Source organism: Aminobacter aganoensis (genome assembly GCF_014206975.1).
GTDB lineage: Bacteria > Pseudomonadota > Alphaproteobacteria > Rhizobiales > Rhizobiaceae > Aminobacter > Aminobacter aganoensis.
Map to the genome: position 1 here is coordinate 290,258 of NZ_JACHOU010000004.1, position 17,041 is coordinate 307,298.

Annotated in this window: 16 protein-coding genes and 1 tRNA gene; 10 read left to right on the top strand and 7 right to left on the bottom strand. The window is 63.9% G+C overall.

The features are described 5' to 3' along the window. Window positions 1–16 precede the first annotated feature (16 nt). The gene (locus GGR00_RS12265; protein WP_055970874.1) at window positions 17–1,828 is read left to right on the top strand and encodes an alpha,alpha-trehalose-phosphate synthase (UDP-forming); all 1,812 of its coding nucleotides are present in this window, start codon (window positions 17–19) and stop codon (window positions 1,826–1,828) included. A gap of 13 nt (window positions 1,829–1,841) precedes the next feature. Next, complete coding sequence (locus GGR00_RS12270; protein ID WP_055970876.1) at window positions 1,842–2,858, top strand: DNA topoisomerase IB; 1,017 nt, start codon at window positions 1,842–1,844, stop codon at window positions 2,856–2,858. A gap of 106 nt (window positions 2,859–2,964) precedes the next feature. Here the strand turns inward: GGR00_RS12270 and GGR00_RS12275 are convergent. From GGR00_RS12275 to GGR00_RS12285, 3 genes are all read right to left on the bottom strand, one after another. Then, a tRNA-Glu gene (locus tag GGR00_RS12275) sits at window positions 2,965–3,039 on the bottom strand. Window positions 3,040–3,118: 79 nt separating this feature from the next. Next, entirely contained in the window at window positions 3,119–4,297 is a 1,179-nt protein-coding gene (locus tag GGR00_RS12280; protein ID WP_184699559.1) for a YcbK family protein, read from the bottom strand. Between the two features lie 216 nt (window positions 4,298–4,513). Next, the gene (locus GGR00_RS12285; RefSeq protein ID WP_184699560.1) at window positions 4,514–6,343 is read right to left on the bottom strand and encodes a PHA/PHB synthase family protein; all 1,830 of its coding nucleotides are present in this window, start codon (window positions 6,341–6,343) and stop codon (window positions 4,514–4,516) included. A gap of 168 nt (window positions 6,344–6,511) precedes the next feature. On the opposite strand from GGR00_RS12285, the gene GGR00_RS12290 reads away from it, so the two are divergent. The 5 genes from GGR00_RS12290 to recJ all read left to right on the top strand — a co-directional run bounded on the left by GGR00_RS12290 (window position 6,512) and on the right by recJ (window position 12,478). Next, the gene (locus GGR00_RS12290; protein ID WP_343065543.1) at window positions 6,512–6,832 is read left to right on the top strand and encodes a hypothetical protein; all 321 of its coding nucleotides are present in this window, start codon (window positions 6,512–6,514) and stop codon (window positions 6,830–6,832) included. A gap of 49 nt (window positions 6,833–6,881) precedes the next feature. Then, the gene (locus tag GGR00_RS12295; protein ID WP_055970882.1) at window positions 6,882–8,099 is read left to right on the top strand and encodes an LL-diaminopimelate aminotransferase; all 1,218 of its coding nucleotides are present in this window, start codon (window positions 6,882–6,884) and stop codon (window positions 8,097–8,099) included. Window positions 8,100–8,152: 53 nt separating this feature from the next. Continuing rightward, window positions 8,153–9,466 carry a homoserine dehydrogenase gene (locus tag GGR00_RS12300; protein WP_055970885.1) on the top strand — a complete coding sequence of 438 codons (1,314 nt, stop codon included), beginning with the start codon at window positions 8,153–8,155 and terminating at the stop codon, window positions 9,464–9,466. 190 nt (window positions 9,467–9,656) lie between these two features. Then, window positions 9,657–10,631 (top strand): class II fructose-bisphosphatase, encoded by a 975-nt coding sequence (gene glpX, locus GGR00_RS12305; protein WP_055970887.1) that lies wholly within the window; start codon window positions 9,657–9,659, stop codon window positions 10,629–10,631. Between the two features lie 56 nt (window positions 10,632–10,687). Further along, window positions 10,688–12,478 (top strand): single-stranded-DNA-specific exonuclease RecJ, encoded by a 1,791-nt coding sequence (gene recJ, locus GGR00_RS12310; RefSeq protein ID WP_184699562.1) that lies wholly within the window; start codon window positions 10,688–10,690, stop codon window positions 12,476–12,478. Here the strand turns inward: recJ and GGR00_RS12315 are convergent. The 3 genes from GGR00_RS12315 to folE form a co-directional block, all read right to left on the bottom strand. Continuing rightward, on the bottom strand, window positions 12,475–13,446 hold the full coding sequence (locus GGR00_RS12315) for a patatin family protein (RefSeq protein ID WP_184699563.1): 972 nt from the start codon (window positions 13,444–13,446) through the stop codon (window positions 12,475–12,477). The two genes, recJ and GGR00_RS12315, sit on opposite strands and share 4 nt — an antisense overlap. Before the next feature lie 84 nt (window positions 13,447–13,530). Beyond that, the gene (gene hisI, locus GGR00_RS12320) at window positions 13,531–13,989 is read right to left on the bottom strand and encodes a phosphoribosyl-AMP cyclohydrolase (RefSeq protein WP_055970894.1); all 459 of its coding nucleotides are present in this window, start codon (window positions 13,987–13,989) and stop codon (window positions 13,531–13,533) included. A 37-nt stretch (window positions 13,990–14,026) separates the two neighbouring features. Then, entirely contained in the window at window positions 14,027–14,662 is a 636-nt protein-coding gene (gene folE / locus GGR00_RS12325) for a GTP cyclohydrolase I FolE (protein WP_055970896.1), read from the bottom strand. A gap of 237 nt (window positions 14,663–14,899) precedes the next feature. Here folE and GGR00_RS12330 point away from each other — a divergent pair, with 237 nt between their 5' ends. Then, the gene (locus GGR00_RS12330) at window positions 14,900–15,340 is read left to right on the top strand and encodes an iron-sulfur cluster assembly scaffold protein (RefSeq protein WP_184699564.1); all 441 of its coding nucleotides are present in this window, start codon (window positions 14,900–14,902) and stop codon (window positions 15,338–15,340) included. On the opposite strand, the gene GGR00_RS12335 is transcribed toward GGR00_RS12330, so the two are convergent. After that, complete coding sequence (locus GGR00_RS12335; protein ID WP_184699565.1) at window positions 15,337–16,251, bottom strand: LysR substrate-binding domain-containing protein; 915 nt, start codon at window positions 16,249–16,251, stop codon at window positions 15,337–15,339. The genes GGR00_RS12330 and GGR00_RS12335 overlap by 4 nt on opposite strands. A 93-nt stretch (window positions 16,252–16,344) precedes the next feature. Here GGR00_RS12335 and GGR00_RS12340 point away from each other — a divergent pair, with 93 nt between their 5' ends. Then, window positions 16,345–16,509, top strand: a complete 165-nt coding sequence (locus GGR00_RS12340; protein WP_184699566.1) for a hypothetical protein — start codon at window positions 16,345–16,347, stop codon at window positions 16,507–16,509. Window positions 16,510–16,598: 89 nt separating this feature from the next. Beyond that, window positions 16,599–16,982, top strand: coding sequence for a membrane protein insertion efficiency factor YidD (yidD, locus tag GGR00_RS12345; RefSeq protein ID WP_184699584.1), 384 nt, complete (start codon window positions 16,599–16,601; stop codon window positions 16,980–16,982). Window positions 16,983–17,041: the final 59 nt, after the last annotated feature.

Genomic DNA, 17,041 nt, shown 5'->3' on the forward strand with positions numbered 1-17,041 from the left:
GCAGGCAATCCCCCTCATGGCAATTGAGAATTTTTCTTCCGAACTCGACATTGGCCTCTGGGCCGTGGTGGCCCTAAGTCTGTTGTTGTCGATCGCGGCTGCCTGCCTCGCGGCAGCCGCCATGCGCCGAGGGCGTCTTGCCGGCAGTCCGCCTGTTGCCGAACAGCCCGGCTATTCCACGGAGATGCCCAAGCAGATCCTTCCCGAGTTCGAGCAGAACAACCGGGTGGCCGACAGTCCGCTGGCCAGTTGGACGCCCGAAGCGATGCGCCTTGTCATCGACAAGGAGCTTCCCGACGCCCAGATCATCCTTGTTTCCAATCGCGAGCCCTACATCCACAATCTCACCGACGGCAAGATTGACCTCGTCGTGCCGGCCAGCGGGTTGGTATCGGCCCTGGAGCCGGTCATGCGCGCCTGCGCGGGAACGTGGATTGCGCACGGCGGCGGTACGGCCGATCGCATGGTGGTCGATAGCGACGACCGGATTCGAGTGCCGCCCGACAAGCCTGCCTACACGCTGAGCCGGGTATGGCTGAGCGAGGAGGAGCAGCAGGGCTACTATCTCGGGTTCGCCAATGACGGCCTTTGGCCGCTCTGCCACATCGTCTTTACACGCCCGGTGTTCCGGGAGTCGGACTGGGAGCAGTACAAGGCGGTCAATCAGAAGTTTGCCGACCGCGTGTGCGAAGAAGCGCGCCGGCCCGACCCGATCGTGCTGATCCAGGATTATCATTTCGCGCTGCTTCCTCGGATGGTGAGGCAGCGGCTGCCCGACGCCACGATCATTACCTTCTGGCATATTCCATGGCCGAACTCGGAAGTGTTCAGCATCTGCCCATGGAAGGAGGAAATCCTGGACGGGTTGCTCGGCAGCTCGATCGTCGGCTTTCACATCCAGTTCCATTGCAACAACTTCATCGAAAGCATCGACCGCTTTCTGGAAAGCCGGATCGAACGCGAGCACTCCGCAATATCGTTCGGCGGACAGACCACGTTGGTTCATCCGTATCCGATCTCTATCGATTGGCCGCCGTCGGTGCTGGAAAGCCAGCCGCCAGTTGCCGAATGCCGCGACAAGATCTTCGACTTCCTCGGCTTGCCCGAGCAGATGCGGCTGTTGGTCGGGGTCGAGCGCATGGACTACACCAAGGGCATCATCGACCGGTTCCTGGCATTGGAACAGATGTTTGAGCGGCATCCGGAATGGATAGGCAAGCTGGTGTTCCTGCAGATCGCCGCTCCCAGCAGGGGCGTGCTTCCCGCATATGGGCAACTGCATCGCGAGTGCCTGGATTTCGTCGAGGATTTCAACCGCCGCTTCGGCAATGAGAGCTATTCCCCCATCATCCTGATGGATCAGCATCACAACCAGGGCGACATCTATACCGTCTATCGCGCTGCCGATGTCTGCGTGGTGAGCAGCCTTCACGACGGCATGAACCTCGTTGCCAAGGAGTTCGTGGCAGCCCGCGACGATGAACAGGGCGCGCTGATCCTGAGCACCTTTGCCGGCGCTTCCCGGGAGTTGCTCGATGCGCTGATCGTCAATCCTTACGACCCCACGGCCATGGGCGAGGCGATCTATCGCGCCGTCTCCATGCCGGTGCAGGAGCAGACAGCCCGCATGATACGCATGCGTGAGGTCGTCAGCTCCAACAATGTCTATCGATGGGCGGGCACCATGCTCCAGGATGCCGCGCGCATTCGAAAGCGCAGCAGGGTGGCGGACACGGTCGCAGAGGCCAAGCCGGAAAGACGGCTCGCGCGTACGATGGCCCAGATGTTCAGCCGTCGCAGGCAGCCCACCATGCACCGAACAGGATGAGGCGGGCAGGGGCTTGGCAGGCGTTTCCTCAAGCCGTGCGCGTCTGCGCTATGTCAACGACGAGGAGCCCGGTATCTCCCGGCGCCGGGCCGGCAAGGGCTTCTCGTATAGATCTGCCGACGGCCGCGTCACGGGTCCGGACGAGCTGGAGCGGATTCGCGGCCTGGCCGTCCCACCGGCGTGGACCGAAGTGTGGATCTGCCCAGATAGCCTGGGCCATATCCAGGCAACAGGTCGTGACCAGCGCGGGCGCAAGCAGTATCGCTATCACCCGCGCTGGACAGAACGCCGCGACGAGGCAAAGTTCTCGAGCCTCGGCGAATTTGCCCGGGCACTTCCCCGGCTGAGGCGCAAGGTGAATGCGGACCTGGGCAAGCGAAGCCTGTCCCGGCAAAAGGTTGTCGCCGCAATCGTCTGGCTCCTGGACAACACCATGATCCGCGTCGGCAGCGCTCGATATGCGCGCGAAAACGGCAGTTTCGGCTTGACCACCTTGCGCGGCCGTCATGTCGACATCAGCGGCTCGACCCTGCGCTTTGCCTTCAAGGGCAAGTCCGGCAAGGAATGGCGGTTGCAGCTTGTCGACCGCCGCATGGCAGCACTGGTCCGGCGCATACAGGAATTGCCCGGGCAGCACCTCTTCCAATACATTGATGACGATGGCGAACGATCGCGTGTGACGTCCGACGACGTGAACGACTACATCCGCGAGGCGTGCGGTCCAGATTTCAGTTCCAAGGATTTCAGGACCTGGGGTGGAACTGTGCGCGCGCTGGCGCTGTTCAAGGATCTCGAGCGTCCGGATGGTCTGCCCGCCAGGCGACGCCTGTGCAATCAGGTGATCGATGAAGTCGCAAACAGGCTCGGCAACACCCGCGCAGTTTGCCGGAAGGGCTACATTCACCCCGAGGTTCTGAAGCGGTGGTTCGATGGCCGGATCGGCAAGCAAGCACATGGGGGTCGAAGAGCGCGCAGTGCGTGGCTGGATCTCGACGAGGCCAGAGCACTCGCTTGGCTTTCAGCCTTGTAGTCGCTTGGAAGCCGGCGAGGGGAAGGACAGGGGAACTGAGTGATGCACACGTGTTCGACCGCTATCGCGGGGTAGGCATGTGCAGCTGCTAAGTGGTTGGAAAACCTGGTACGCCCAAGGGGAATCGAACCCCTGTTACCGCCGTGAAAGGGCGGTGTCCTAACCGCTAGACGATGGGCGCGCTCAGGTGAGGCGGTGTATAGTTGGCTTGTTCGCGACAGGCAACCCGTCTTTTTGCTGCGCCGCGAAATTTTTTTGGCTTATCCACGGCGGCGGCCGCAACGCCAGTTCCACTCGCGTTCCGGACCGACGTCGATGTGCACGGAATTGGTGTGGCAATAGGTGCCGACGCCACCGCGACCGGGCATCGCCCGCAGGAAGGTGGCCAGTTCCCATTTGCCGACACCCGGAATCTGGATGTCGGCGGCAGCGCAATACATGTGCTGCGAGTTCTTGGCGCCGCGCGCCCGGCGATTACGCTCAGCGTTGCGATAGCCCGACGTCACGATCATCTTCTTGCCGTAGTGCTGCTCGGCGGCCTTGAGGATGCGCACCAGCGACGGCTTCAGGCAGCCGACATCGACGCTTTCGGTCTGCTTGAGCAGGCCGTTGGGGGCGAGTCGTGCCATGCCGGCGGCGGACGCCACCTCCAGGCCGGGATCCTCGTCCTCGTGCAGGTCGACGTCGCTGTCGTCGTCGATGCCCGACTTGCGCTTGATCTCGAAAAGGTCGGTCTGGCGAACGCCGGGCAGCGCCCAGTTCGAATCGCCGCCGCCACCGAGCGAAGCCAGTTCGACCGGCTTGGCGTCCGACTTTGCCGAGGCAAGCGTGATGATCGGCTTGGCCTTGGCTTCGGCTGCATGTGTCGCCGGCGCTTCAGCTGCCTTTTCGATCAGGGGCTTTGCTTTTTGCGCGGCGGGCGCGGCCTTGGCCGGCGAAGAGCCGAAGAGCGAGGCAAGGAAGCCCTTCTTCTTCGGCTGCTCGGCCTGCTGTGGCGCAGGACCATTGGTCAGGTAGAAGCCGGTGTCTTGTTGCGCCGGCTGTTTGGCTGCCTGGGCCTCGGCAGTTTGAACCGGCTGCTGTTCCTCGATCGCGGGCGCTGCGGCTGCCGCTACGGGCGCCTGCGCCGCTTCCTCGCTGGCAATGGCTGCTTCGGCAGGCGTTTCGCCGCCCGGCTTGGCAAGGGGAACATAACCGACCTGGTCGGGCAGGGCGGCGTTGCCCTCGGCGTTCATGGCAAGATTGGCGGTGGGAGCACCGGGCGTCGCGACCGTATCGGCGCCTGTGGCCTGGCCGGTCGCGTCAGCGGTCAGCGCGGGGTTTGCGAGTTCGAGGTTGGGCTCGCCGGTCGAGGAGCAGGATACGGCCAGCAGCGAAACCAGTACGGTCAGCGCAACGCCGCATCGCCGGTCTGCGAATCGCAGTCGTCCTGACCTCAAGCTGGTCCCCTCTCATGCACTGCAGGCCAAAGATTACGTCTTGGCGATCAAAATCGTATGTTTACGCAACCACGTTTCTGAACAAGAAACGGCACCCGATCATCGGCAATGATCTCCCCACGGTCGGGCTAGGCGCCAATTAAGGCGAGATCATGATGGGCGCCACGTTCTCGCCCCCTTTGTTAAGGGCGTCAACTCACCACACATTACAGCAGGTTACACGCGGACCTTGACATAGCTGCCGGGGGCATCTTCCAGCACCCTGCCGTTGATACCGGGCTTGCGGGCGTCGACGCGTGTATCGTCCTTGGCCTCGATCCAGCGGTGCCAGTGCGGCCACCACGACCCGGCGGTCTCGGTGGCGCCCTTCAGCCAGGTGTCGAAGTCGCCGGTTGGCTTGCCGCTCGACCAGAATTGATACTTTCCCGCGGCCGGCGGATTGACCACGCCGGCGATATGGCCCGACCCGCCGACGACATAATCGACATCGCCACCGAAATACTGGCAGCCGAGGAACACCGAGCGGGCAGGCGCGATATGATCCTCGCGGGCGGCGAGGTTGTAGACGGGAATGGTGATGTCGGCGAGCGAGATGGTTCGGCCGGCAAGCTCCATCCGGCCTTGCGACAGGTTGTTCTCGAGATAGCAGTTGCGCAGGTAGAAGGAATGGTTTGCGGCCGCCATGCGCGTCGAATCGGCGTTCCAGTAGAGCAGGTCGAACGGCAGCGGGTCCTTGCCGCGCATGTAGTTGTTGATGACGTAGGGCCAGATCAGGTCGCCAGAACGCAGCATGTTGAAGGCGGTCGCCATCTTGGTGCCGTCGAGATAGCCGCGATCCTTCATCGCCCGCTCGAGGGCGGCGATCTGGTCTTCGTCGACGAAGACCTTGAGGTCGCCGGCATAGGTGAAATCGACCTGGGTGGTGAAGAAGGTGACCGAGCGGATGCGGTGGTCGCCTTCCTGCGCCAGCAGTGCCAGCGCCGCAGCCAGCAGCGTGCCGCCGACGCAATAGCCGATGGTGTTGACCTCGCGCTCGCCGGTTGCCTGCTCGACCGTGTCGAGGCCGTATTGCAGGCCTTCGCGGATGTAGGCCTCCCAGTCCTTCAGCCCGTGGCGCTGGTCCGGATTGATCCAGGAGATGACGAAGACGGTGTGACCCTGCTCGACCGCCCAGCGGATGAAGGATTTCTGCGGGTTGAGGTCGAGGATGTAGAACTTGTTGATCCACGGCGGGCAGATCAGCAGCGGACGCTTCAGCACCTTGTCGGTTGTCGGAGCGTATTGGATGATTTCGGCGACGTCGCTGCGACCGACCACCTTGCCAGGCGTGGTGGCGATGTTCTTGCCGATCTCGAAGCCTGAATAGTCGGCCTGCCTGAGCTTGAGGTCGCCCTTGCCGGCAACGATGTCCTCGGCGAACATCTTCATGCCGCGCACCAGGTTTTCGCCGTTGCTGGCAACGGTTTCGCGGAACAGCTCCGGATTGGTCAGGATGAAATTCGACGGCGAGATCGCGTTGGCGACCTGCTTCACGTAAAATCCGGCCTTGTGGCGGGTGTGCTCGTCGAGGCCGTCGGCGTGGTCGACAAGGTCGCCGGCCCAGCGAGCGGTCACCAGATAGGCCTGCTTGAGGAAGTCGAAGAATGCATTGCGGCCCCATTCGGGGTCGAGGAAGCGTTTGTCGGTGCGCTCAGGCTTGACCGTATCCTCGACCTCGTCGCCGCCCATGCGCTGGACCGTCTTGCTCCAGACGTCGAGATAGCCGGAAAACAGCCTGGTCTGCGCTTCGAGCGCGCGTTGGGGGTCGGACAGCCAGTATTCGGTGAGCTTGGAGAAGGTCTTGAACATGTCGGTCATCGGCTCGGCGACGGTGTCGCGCACCTCGCCTTTTTCGCGCGGTTCGGCCCAGGCCGATGCGGCCTTGCCGGCCTGCTCGATCATGCGGGCCATGTTGAGTGCGAAGCGCTCGGGATCTTTGACGAGGTATTGCTCGACGGAGGAGGGGGAATCGCCACTCGGCTTGTCCGAATCGTCTACCTTCGCCATGGTTCTTGCAGGTCCTCCCAAAGCGCCCATTGTTGACATACTATCATGCGACGTCTTACCGGGTCCAACGCGCTCTACCGCGCCTGTCGGGGAAACTTTATGACACATCGTGTTGGTCGGTATATTTTTTTCTGCGCCCGCCTGGTCGTATGGGCGGGATTGCTGGCGGTGCCCGTGGTCGCCAGCGGCTGCTCCAGCACGACGAGCGCTGACAGTGGCACCGCCCTTGCAGGCGGCCGCGGCGCACAGGACACCGGCACCTATCCCAACCTCAACATCCGCCCGACGGCTGCCGCCCCCCAGTTCACCGAAGAGCAGAAGGCGGCCAAGCTCGCCGAACTTCACGCTGCGCAACGGCGGCAGGGCGCCAAGGCCGGTGCCGGTGGAAGCAGTTCGGTGGCGATGACCACGCTTGCCCGCAAGCATGGCGACGACACGCTGAAGGCCATCGAAGGCAAGTGCGAGCCTATCGACCCCGCCTGCAATTGAGTGTATATCGCGCACGCATCGCGCAGCCCCCGTTTACCTGAGAAGCGACATGGAAGAATTTCACAAGGTCCGCCGCCTTCCGCCCTACGTCTTCGAGCAGGTCAACCGGCTGAAGGCCAGCGCCCGATCGCGCGGCGCCGATATCATCGACCTTGGCATGGGCAATCCCGACCTTCCGACGCCTGCCGCGATTGTCGACAAGCTCTGTGAAGTGGTCCGCGACCCGCGCACCCATCGTTATTCGTCGTCGCGCGGCATTCCCGGCCTGCGCCGCGCCCAGGCAAACTATTATGCCCGCCGCTTCGGCGTGAAGCTCAATCCGGACACCCAGGTCGTGGCCACGCTCGGCTCCAAGGAAGGCTTCGCCAACATGGCGCAGGCGATCACCGCGCCCGGCGACGTGGTGCTGTGCCCCGATCCGACCTATCCGATCCACGCCTTCGGCTTCATCATGTCGGGCGGCGTCATCCGCTCGCTGCAGGCGAAGCCCGATGACGGCTTCATTCCCGCGCTCGAGCGTGGCGTGCGCCACTCGATCCCCAAGCCGCTGGCGCTGATCCTCAACTACCCGTCCAATCCGACGGCCTTCGTCGCTTCGCTCGATTTCTACAAGGACGTCGTCGCTTTCGCGAAGAAGCACGACATCATCATCCTGTCGGACCTCGCTTATTCCGAGATCTATTTCGACGGCAATCCGCCACCTTCGGTGCTTGAGGTGCCGGGCGCGATCGACGTCACCGTCGAGTTCACCTCGATGTCAAAGACGTTCTCGATGCCTGGCTGGCGCATGGGCTTTGCCGTCGGCAACGAAAGGCTGATCGCAGCGCTGACGCGCGTGAAGTCCTATCTCGATTATGGTGCGTTCACGCCCATCCAGGTGGCGGCGACCGCGGCCCTGAATGGCGACGGCACCGACATTGCCGAAGTGCGCGAGGTCTATCACAAGCGCCGCGACGTCATGGTCGACTCCTTCGCTCGCGCCGGCTGGGAAATCCCGGCGCCGGCGGCGACGATGTTTGCCTGGGCGCCGATCCCGGAGCAGTTCAAGCATCTTGGTTCGCTCGAGTTCTCGAAGCTGCTCATCGAGCACGCCGACGTGGCCGTGGCGCCGGGCGTTGGCTTTGGCGAGCACGGCGACGACTATGTGCGCCTTGCGCTTGTCGAGAACGAGCACCGCATCCGCCAGGCGGCACGAAGCATCAAGCGCTTCCTGCAAACCACCGCCAAACATCCCAACAACGTGGTTCCGCTCGCAGCCCATCGCTGAGCGGCGTCACGAACACATTCCCAGAACTACTGAAGTAAGAGGCGCCGTCGACCATGGCTGAAGCATTGCGTATTGGAATTGCCGGTCTCGGCACGGTCGGTGCTTCGGTGGCGCGAGTGCTGCGCGACAAGTCGGCGGAGCTCACCCGCCAGTGCGGCCGTGAAATCGTCGTGACCGCCGTTTCCGCGCGTGATCGCTCGCGCGACCGCGGCGTCGACCTCGGTGGCGCCAAATGGTTCGACGACCCGATCGAACTGGCCGAGAAGGCCGACATCGACGTCTTCGTCGAACTGATCGGCGGCGACGAAGGTGCCGCGCGTTCCTGCGTCTCTGCAGCGCTCGATGCCGGCCGTCATGTCGTCACCGCCAACAAGGCGCTGCTGGCAAAACATGGCGTGGCACTTGCCGAAGTGGCCGAGAAGAAGGGCGTCCTGCTCAATTACGAGGCCGCGGTGGCCGGCGGCATCCCGGTCATCAAGACGATGCGCGAGGCGATGGCCGGCAATAGTGTCAATCGCGTGTTCGGCATTCTCAACGGTACCTGCAATTACATCCTGACTCGCATGGAAGCGGAAGGCCTGACCTTCGAGGCCTGCCTCAAGGACGCACAGCGCCTCGGCTATGCCGAAGCTGACCCGACCTTCGACATCGAGGGCAACGACACGGCGCACAAGCTGGCGATCCTGACCAGCCTTGCCTTCGGAACGCGCATCGCCTCCGACGACATCTATCTCGAAGGCATCTCGAACATCACCCAGGCAGACATCCGTGCCGCTGGCGAGCTCGGCTACCGCATCAAGCTGCTTGGCGTTGCCCAGCGCACCGAAAGCGGCATCGAGCAGCGCGTCCACCCGACGATGGTGCCGACGGCGTCCGTCATCGCCCAGGTTCATGGCGTGACCAACGCGGTTGCCATCGAGACCGACATCCTCGGCGAACTGCTGCTGTCCGGACCCGGCGCCGGCGGCAATGCCACGGCTTCTGCGGTGGTCGGTGACATCGCCGACATCGCCAAGAGCCGTCCCGGCTTCCAGCACGGCCCGGTCTTCGGCCGCCCGGCGAAGGAACTGCGACCCTACAAGAAGGCGCAGATGCGCAGCCACGCCGGCGGTTATTTCATCCGCCTGACCGTGCATGATCGTACCGGCGTGTTCGCGGCGATCGCCAAGCGCATGGCCGACAACGACATCTCGCTGGAATCGATCGTCCAGCACGCCAACGGTTCCGATGGTGCTACGCAGAAGACCGTCATCCTGGTGACGCACGAGACCACCGAGGCTGCCGTGCGCAAGGCTGTCGACGGCGTGACCAAGGACGGTCACCTGACCGACAAGCCGCAGGTCATTCGCATCGAGCGCGCCGGCTGAGGCTGGCGCTCCGGGCGAGGGCGGAATTGCGCCCTCGGTCGGGCAGTCAAGCCTTAGATGCCTTTCAATCGATTGATATTGTTTCGCTTTCGATAAAGCGGGCAACAGGTCTTGCCGTTGTCACAAGGGTTTGACAATAAGGGCCGGCCCGGTTCGGGCGCTCCGAATTCATCGACTTCAGGACCCTGATATGGCGAAAAGCGTTGTTGCCGGCCTCGACCGGATTCTCACCATGGAACTCGTGCGCGTCACCGAGCGCGCGGCTGTCGCTGCCGCACGGCTGCGCGGACGCGGCGACGAGAAGGCCGCCGACCAGGTGGCTGTCGACGCCATGCGCCAGGAACTGAACCGCCTCGCCATCGATGGCACCGTCGTCATCGGCGAAGGCGAGCGCGACGAGGCACCAATGCTGTATATCGGCGAGGAAGTCGGCGCGGGCGGTCCCGAGGTCGACATCGCGCTCGACCCGCTCGAAGGCACCACCATCTGCGCCAAGAACCTGCCCAATGCGCTGGCCGTCATCGCCATTGCCGAAAAGGGCAGCCTGCTGTTTGCCCCTGACGTCTACATGGACAAGATCGCCGTCGGCCCGGGCTACCCCGATGGCGTCATCGACATCGATGCCTCGCCGGCAGAGAACATCGCCAGCGTCGCCAAGGCCAAGGGCGTGCCGGTCGAAGAAGTCACCGCCTGCATCCTTGATCGTCCGCGCCATGCCAAGCTGATCGAAGCCGTGCGCGCGACCGGTGCCGCCATTCGCCTGATCGGCGACGGCGACGTGGCCGGCGTCATCCACACCACCGATCCGGATGAAACCGGCATCGACATCTATCTCGGCACCGGCGGCGCGCCGGAGGGTGTGCTGGCGGCAGCGGCGCTGCGCTGCACCGGTGGCCAGATGCAAGGCCGCCTGCTGCTCGACAGCGCCGACAAGGTCGCTCGCGCGGCAACCATGGGCATCACTGACCCCAACAAGGTCTATCGCATCGAGGAAATGGCGCGCGGCGACGTGCTGTTTGCTGCGACCGGTGTCACTGACGGCAACATGCTTGCCGGCGTGAAGTTCGGACGCGACTCGATCACCACGCACACCATCGTGCTGCGTTCGTCATCCAAGACCGTCCGTGAAATCAAGGCGCGCCATCAGGATCTCGAAAAATTCTGATTACGCGCTTGTCGCGGTCGCCTATGGTCGATCCGAAGCGGGTGGACCTCCTTTGAATGGCGATTGAAAAGCGTAATTTCCTCGGCGTACGGCGTTCGGCCACCGGTGTTTCATGGGAACACCGGCTGACCGAACGCCAGGACATGCTGGCGCTTGCCATCGCCCAGGGCCATGGCGTGCCCGACATCGTCGCGCGCGTGCTGGCCGGGCGCGGCGTCCTGCCGGAGGATGCCGAGCGCTTCCTCGATCCGACCATCCGCGACCTGCTGCCGGACCCGGCAACGTTGACCGACATGCACAAGGCCGCCAGCCGCATCGCCGATGCGGTGCAGCGCGGCGAGCGTGTCGCCATCTTCGGCGATTACGACGTCGATGGTGCCAGTTCGTCGGCGCTAATGAAGCGGTTTCTCGGCCACTTCGGCGTCGAGGCCGAAATCTACATCCCTGACCGCGTCTTCGAAGGCTACGGCCCCAATCCCGATGCGATGCGTGAACTGATCGGCCGCGGCGCCCGCCTGATCGTCACGGTGGACTGCGGCACCAACAGCGCGGCATCGATCGACGCGGCCAACGAGGCCGGCGCCGATGTCGTCGTGCTCGACCACCACCAGGTCGGCGGCCCGCTGCCCAATGCCGCTGCAGTGGTCAATCCCAACCGCGACGACGATCTTTCGGGCCAGGGCCATCTCTGTGCCGCCGGGGTGACTTTCCTGACGTTGGTGCAGACCGCCAAGGTGTTGCGCGAGCGACTGCCGGACGCCCCGCGCCCCGACCTGCTCAAGCTGCTCGATCTGGTGGCGCTCGCGACCGTGGCCGACGTGGTGCCGCTGACCGGCGTCAACAGGGCCTTCGTCGTCAAGGGCCTGCAGGCGATGCGCCAGCAGAACAATCCCGGGCTGACCGCGCTCGCCCGCGTCGCCCGCATCGGCGAACCGCTGAACACGTTCCATCTGTCGTTCCTGCTCGGACCGCGTATCAATGCCGGCGGGCGCATCGGTGATGCCGCGCTCGGCAGCAAGCTGCTGGCGACCGACGATCCGGTCGAGGCCGGCACGATCGCCGAAACGCTCGATCGCCTGAACCAGGAGCGGCAGGCGATGGAGACGATCATGCTGGCCGAGGCACGGGCCGAGGCCGATGCGGAGATCGGCGCCGGGCCGGGGCCGGCGGTGCTGGTGACGGCCAACACCACCTGGCATCCGGGCATCGTCGGCTTGCTGGCATCGCGGCTCAAGGACCATGCCCGACGGCCGGCTTTCGCCATTGCCTTCAACGGCAACGGCCTTGGCACCGGTTCGGGGCGTTCCGTTTCAGGTTTCGACCTGGGTCGCCTGGTGCGCGAGGCCGTCGAGGCCGGCTTGCTGGTCAAGGGTGGCGGCCATGCCATGGCGGCCGGCATCACCGTCGAGCGCGCCAAGCTCGGCGAATTGCGTGCCTTCTTCGAGACGCGAGCGGCAGCAGACGTGTTCCGCCTGCAGGACGAGGAAAGCCTGCTGGTTGACGGTGCGCTGGCCGCCGAAGGCGCGACTCTGGCGCTTGTCGAGTCGTTGGAAAAGGCCGGCCCGTTCGGCCAGGGGCACGTGGCTCCGACATTCGTTTTGCCGCGGCACAAGCTGGCCGATGTCCGGGTGATCGGCACGGGCCATGTGCGGATCGACTTGCGCTCGGAGAGCGGCGGCCGCATCCAGGGCATCTCGTTCCGCTCCGCCGAGGCGCCGCTCGGCGAGTTCCTGTTGAGGAACACCGGTCGCACCGTCCATGTCGCCGGGTCGCTGTCGGTCAATCACTGGAACGGCAACCGGACAGTACAGTTGCGCGTCATCGACGCGTCGCTTGCCGGGCCTTAGCCGAGAACGGCCTGCAGTCGGACGATCTCTTCCATCTGCGCCTTTGTGGCCTCGTAGCCGAGGCGGATCGCTTCGTCGGCGCGATGGAACTCCGACAGGCCGATGTGGCCAAGCTTGGGCTGCAGCGACAGGTCGGGCGGGTCGCCGGCCAGGCGCGCCCGCGAAATGCGGTCCTGGATGATGTTGAAGGCCTCGACCATCACCCCGGTAATGCCCAGCCGCGATTCACGCGCGCTGCGATTGGCGTCGAACTGGTCGGCCGGCTTGGCGTCGCGTTCGACCATCAGTTCGCCGGCACTGTGCTTGATGACGGCCGCACGGCCGAACAGGTCGTAGTGCAGGTTGACGGCCACCACCAGCGGCTGCTCGTTGGCGCGGCAGACCGAGACCGGCACCGGATTGACCAGCGCGCCATCGACAAGGACGCGGCCGTTGCAGGTTACGGGTTCGAAGACTCCGGGCAGGGCATAGGAGGCCCGCATCGCTTTGATCAGCGAACCGCTCGACAGCCAGATCTCATGGCCGGTGCGGATTTCAGCGGCAACGCAGACAAACGGCTTCGGCAGGTCCTCGAAGGTCAGGCCGGACATGTGCTGCTGCATGCGCGAATCCAGCTTCATGCCGCCGAACAGGCCGTTGCCGACGATCTGCAGGTCGAACAGGCCGAAGATGCGGCGCTTGGTCAGGCTGCGGGCGAATTCCTCGAGTTGGTCGAGCTTGCCCGCGAGGTAGCAGCCGCCGACGAGTGCGCCGATCGAGGTGCCGGCGATCATGTTGATCCGAATGCCGGCTTCATCGAGCGCGCGCAGCACGCCGATATGTGCCCAGCCGCGCGCGGCACCGCCGCCGAGAGCGAGGGAGATTCCGGTTTCCTTGGCTATCTGTGGACCGTCGGCGCCCGTACCCGAGGAAAAGCCGTTGGCTTCCCGGACGTTCTGACGCGCGTGGAATGACGCCCATTCGAGCATCACGATCTCCCTTGTCCCGAAACCAGAGTACACCGGACACGTATTAAAATCGTGAATCTTTGTGTCGCGGGACCGGAAGCCGGTTCACGATTTCTTGCGATAGGTCTCGTCTGTATCGAACAGGGGAACGCTGCCGTCCGCGCTGAGCGTCGCGAAGCCGTCCTTTTGCCCCACCGTCCGATAGAAACAGGAACGCCTGCCGGTGTGACAGGTTGCGTCGTGGCCGGTAACTTTTACACGCAGCCAGACCGCGTCCTGGTCGCAGTCGGTCCGCATCTCCACGATGTTCTGGAAATTCCCTGAGGTCTCGCCCTTCTTCCAGAGCGAGCCGCGCGACCGCGACCAGTAATGCGCGATGCCGGTTTCGATCGACAGCGCCAACGCCTCGGCATTCATATGCGCCACCATCAGCAGCATGCCGTCAGAGGCATCGGTGACGACCGCGGTGACCAGCCCGTTCGCGTCGAAGCGCGGCGTGAACGCCTCGCCCTCTTCGAGCGCACGCTTGTCGTTTGTAGCTTCGGAGAATTTCAGAGCGGACATCGCCGGATCCTGGGTTTCGGGAACCGGCGAGGGGAGATTAGAGCCCGCCGGCTCGTATCATGGTGACAAACCGGACCTGTTCTTCGGGGGTGTCCCGGAAAACGCCGGTGAAGGTGGAGGTCAGGGTCGACGACCCTTGCTTGCGGATGCCGCGCATGGCCATGCACATGTGCTCGGCCTCGATCATCACGGCGACGCCGCGCGGATTTAGCACGTCCTGGATGACACCGGCAATCTGCGCCGTCATCGCTTCCTGGGTCTGCAGCCGGTGGGCGAAGATGTCGACGACACGTGCGATCTTGGACAGGCCGACAACCTTGCCGTCCGGCAGGTAGCCGACATGGGCCTTGCCGATGATCGGCACCATGTGGTGTTCGCAATGCGAATGGAACTTGATGTCGCGAACGATGACGAGGTCGTCATATCCGGCCACTTCCTCGAAGGTGCGGCCGAGCTCTTCGGCCGGGCACATGTCGTAGCCGTTGAACATCTCGCGGAAAGCCTTGGTCACGCGCTTAGGCGTGTCGATCAGGCCTTCGCGCGCGGGATTGTCGCCCGTCCAGCGCAAAAGAACACTCACTGCAGCCTCGACCTCGGCCTCGGTCGGCCGGTCGGTTGCAGGCTTTTCCATATAGGCTGATTGCGGCATCAGCTTCTTGGCAACGGCATCCATCTCAGGCGTCTCCAGTAGTCCCTGTCTGAGCAGGGACGAGTTGAACGGACACAGCCACTTCAGGGACCACCGATTGAGTGCCGTACCTAAAGCTGCTCATTTCCACCCATCCTCCCGATGTCAGTCCTGTTGCCTTGCCGGGAGGCGAGCGCCACCATTATATATAGGTGGAGACGACGATTGAAAGATGCGACAGCGACAAGAGTTGCTCATAACACGCACTCAGAGTGAAAAAAGTTGATCGACGACATCTACAACACGAAAATTCTTGGCTTTGCCGGCAACATCGGCCGGCTCGGGCGCCTCGATCACCCTGATGCGTCTGCCACTGCGCATTCCAAGCTGTGCGGCTCGACAGTCACCATCGATCTCAAGATGGAGGACGGCGTCGTCACCGACTTCGCCCATGAAGTGAAGGCCTGTGCGCTGGGCCAGGCGTCGTCGTCGATCATGGCCGAGCACGTCGTCGGCGCCAGCGCCGTCGAGCTTCGCGCCGTGCGCGAGGCCATGCTGCGCATGCTCAAGGAAGGCGGCACGCCGCCCGAAGGCCGCTTCGATGACCTCAAATATCTGGAGCCGGTGCGCGACTACAGGGCGCGCCATGCCTCGACCATGCTGACCTTCGATGCCGTGGTCGATGCGATCGGCCAGATCGAGCGCAAGCAGGCCGCGGCCTAAAGGTCCTCCAGGAGGCGCAGGCTTTCGGCGAATTCGGCCCTGATCCAGTCGGCGAAGGCTGTCGCTGGTTCCGACAGCTTGTGCAGGTTCTTGGCCACCAGCCAGTAGCCGCCGCACACGACGTTTGCCTCGAACGGCTTGACCAGCGTTCCCGCCTCAAGTTCCTCGCGCACCAGCAAGAGGTCGCCAAGGGCCACGCCGTGGCCCAGCATCGCCGCCTGTTTCGACAAGGCGGCGTCGGCCAGGAGCGGTCCTCGTTCCGGGACCGGCGCTTCAATGGCGCCGGCGGCTTCGAACCAGCGGGCCCACCCCTGGCGGTTTTCTTCATGCAGCAGCGTATAGCGGCGCAGATCGGCCGGACACTCCAGCGGCGGACCGGACGCCAGCAGCGTCGGCGACAGCACCGGCGAATCGGTGACCGGCCCCAGCAGCTCCGCCTCGCAGCGCGGCCATGACGTGTTGTGCGCGCTGAAACGCAAGGCGAGTTCAGCCTGGCCGCTGCGGAAGTCGATCAGCCGTGGATCGACATCGAGCGCGATGTCGATATCGGACCGCAATTCGCGGAACCTGTTGAGCCTCGGCACCAGCCAGCTGGCGGCCAATGCCGGTTCGACGCTGACGCTGACCACTGAAAGCAACGGTCTGGTCGCCAGCTCGGCAAGCCGCTGGTCGATGTCGTCGAAACTCTTGATGAGCTGCTGCAGCAGGTTCTGGCCCGGCTCGGTCAACTCGACGCGGCGGTGATAGCGCACGAAGAGCGGCTGCTGCAGAAATGTTTCCAGTTCGCGTATCTGGCGGCTGATGGCGGCCTGGGTGACAAACAGCTCTTCCGCCGCGCGGCTGAAGCTCAGGTGCCGTCCGGCTGCCTCGAAGCTTCTCAATGCTGTCAGCGGCAACCTCCCGCGCTTCATTCGCATAATCTCAAGTTATCCATGGTGGACGTTATACTCGTTTGAAGGAAACGACCAGAGGCGGTCAAATCCTCCCATCAAGGAGGCCAGACCATGCCGACGCTCTTCAACGCCTATGCGGAAACGTTCCGCATCGCGACTTTCCAGGCCGACCATTCCCCTCGCTTCACAGGACGCTGCGGCGCCGCTCGGCAGCAGCTCGACGTCCCGCAGCATCGGTGCCCCCACCGACCGGCGAAACGCAGCTGGCTTGCGTGACACGGCGCCGCAACTGGGCGGTCCTATGCGCCGGACATTGCGTCTGCATGTCGGAATTGACATCTATGGCGGATGGACAACCCGGAGCGATGCAGGCGGTGAGCGGCGGCCACGACCATAGCCATGCCAAACTGGCGGCACGGGGCCGCAATTGGCCCGGTCCCTGGCGCAAGACGCCGGGGCGTGTGTTCGGCACGACCCTGGTACGGCTCTATCAGCTGACACTTTCGGGTTTCATCGGCAATTCGTGCCGGCACCTGCCGACCTGCTCGGAATACGCGCACGAGGCGATTGCCCGCCATGGCCTGTGGGCCGGCGGCTGGATGGGTCTTTTCAGGGTGTCGCGCTGCGGGCCGTGGGGCACGCACGGCATCGACCGCGTGCCGGAGGAACTGGCGCCACGCTATCGCTGGTTCACGGCCTGGCGGTATCGAGAGGTCGGTCGAGTCGGTCGAACGTGCGACCGTGGATAGAACGATGCGGGCTGTATTATCCCGCCAGCCGAGCAATCGTTAAAATTTCACTCATTATT

Coding starts and splice junctions, on each gene's coding strand:
- GGR00_RS12265 (WP_055970874.1), top strand. CDS start 17: ATGGCAATTGAGAATTTTTCTTCCGAACTCGACATTGGCCTCTGGGCC.
- GGR00_RS12285 (WP_184699560.1), bottom strand. CDS start 6,343: ATGGCGAAGGTAGACGATTCGGACAAGCCGAGTGGCGATTCCCCCTCC.
- GGR00_RS12295 (WP_055970882.1), top strand. CDS start 6,882: ATGGAAGAATTTCACAAGGTCCGCCGCCTTCCGCCCTACGTCTTCGAG.
- GGR00_RS12300 (WP_055970885.1), top strand. CDS start 8,153: ATGGCTGAAGCATTGCGTATTGGAATTGCCGGTCTCGGCACGGTCGGT.
- glpX (WP_055970887.1), top strand. CDS start 9,657: ATGGCGAAAAGCGTTGTTGCCGGCCTCGACCGGATTCTCACCATGGAA.
- recJ (WP_184699562.1), top strand. CDS start 10,688: ATGGCGATTGAAAAGCGTAATTTCCTCGGCGTACGGCGTTCGGCCACC.
- GGR00_RS12315 (WP_184699563.1), bottom strand. CDS start 13,446: ATGCTCGAATGGGCGTCATTCCACGCGCGTCAGAACGTCCGGGAAGCC.
- hisI (WP_055970894.1), bottom strand. CDS start 13,989: ATGTCCGCTCTGAAATTCTCCGAAGCTACAAACGACAAGCGTGCGCTC.
- folE (WP_055970896.1), bottom strand. CDS start 14,662: ATGGATGCCGTTGCCAAGAAGCTGATGCCGCAATCAGCCTATATGGAA.
- GGR00_RS12335 (WP_184699565.1), bottom strand. CDS start 16,251: ATGAAGCGCGGGAGGTTGCCGCTGACAGCATTGAGAAGCTTCGAGGCA.
- GGR00_RS12340 (WP_184699566.1), top strand. CDS start 16,345: ATGCCGACGCTCTTCAACGCCTATGCGGAAACGTTCCGCATCGCGACT.
- yidD (WP_184699584.1), top strand. CDS start 16,599: ATGCAGGCGGTGAGCGGCGGCCACGACCATAGCCATGCCAAACTGGCG.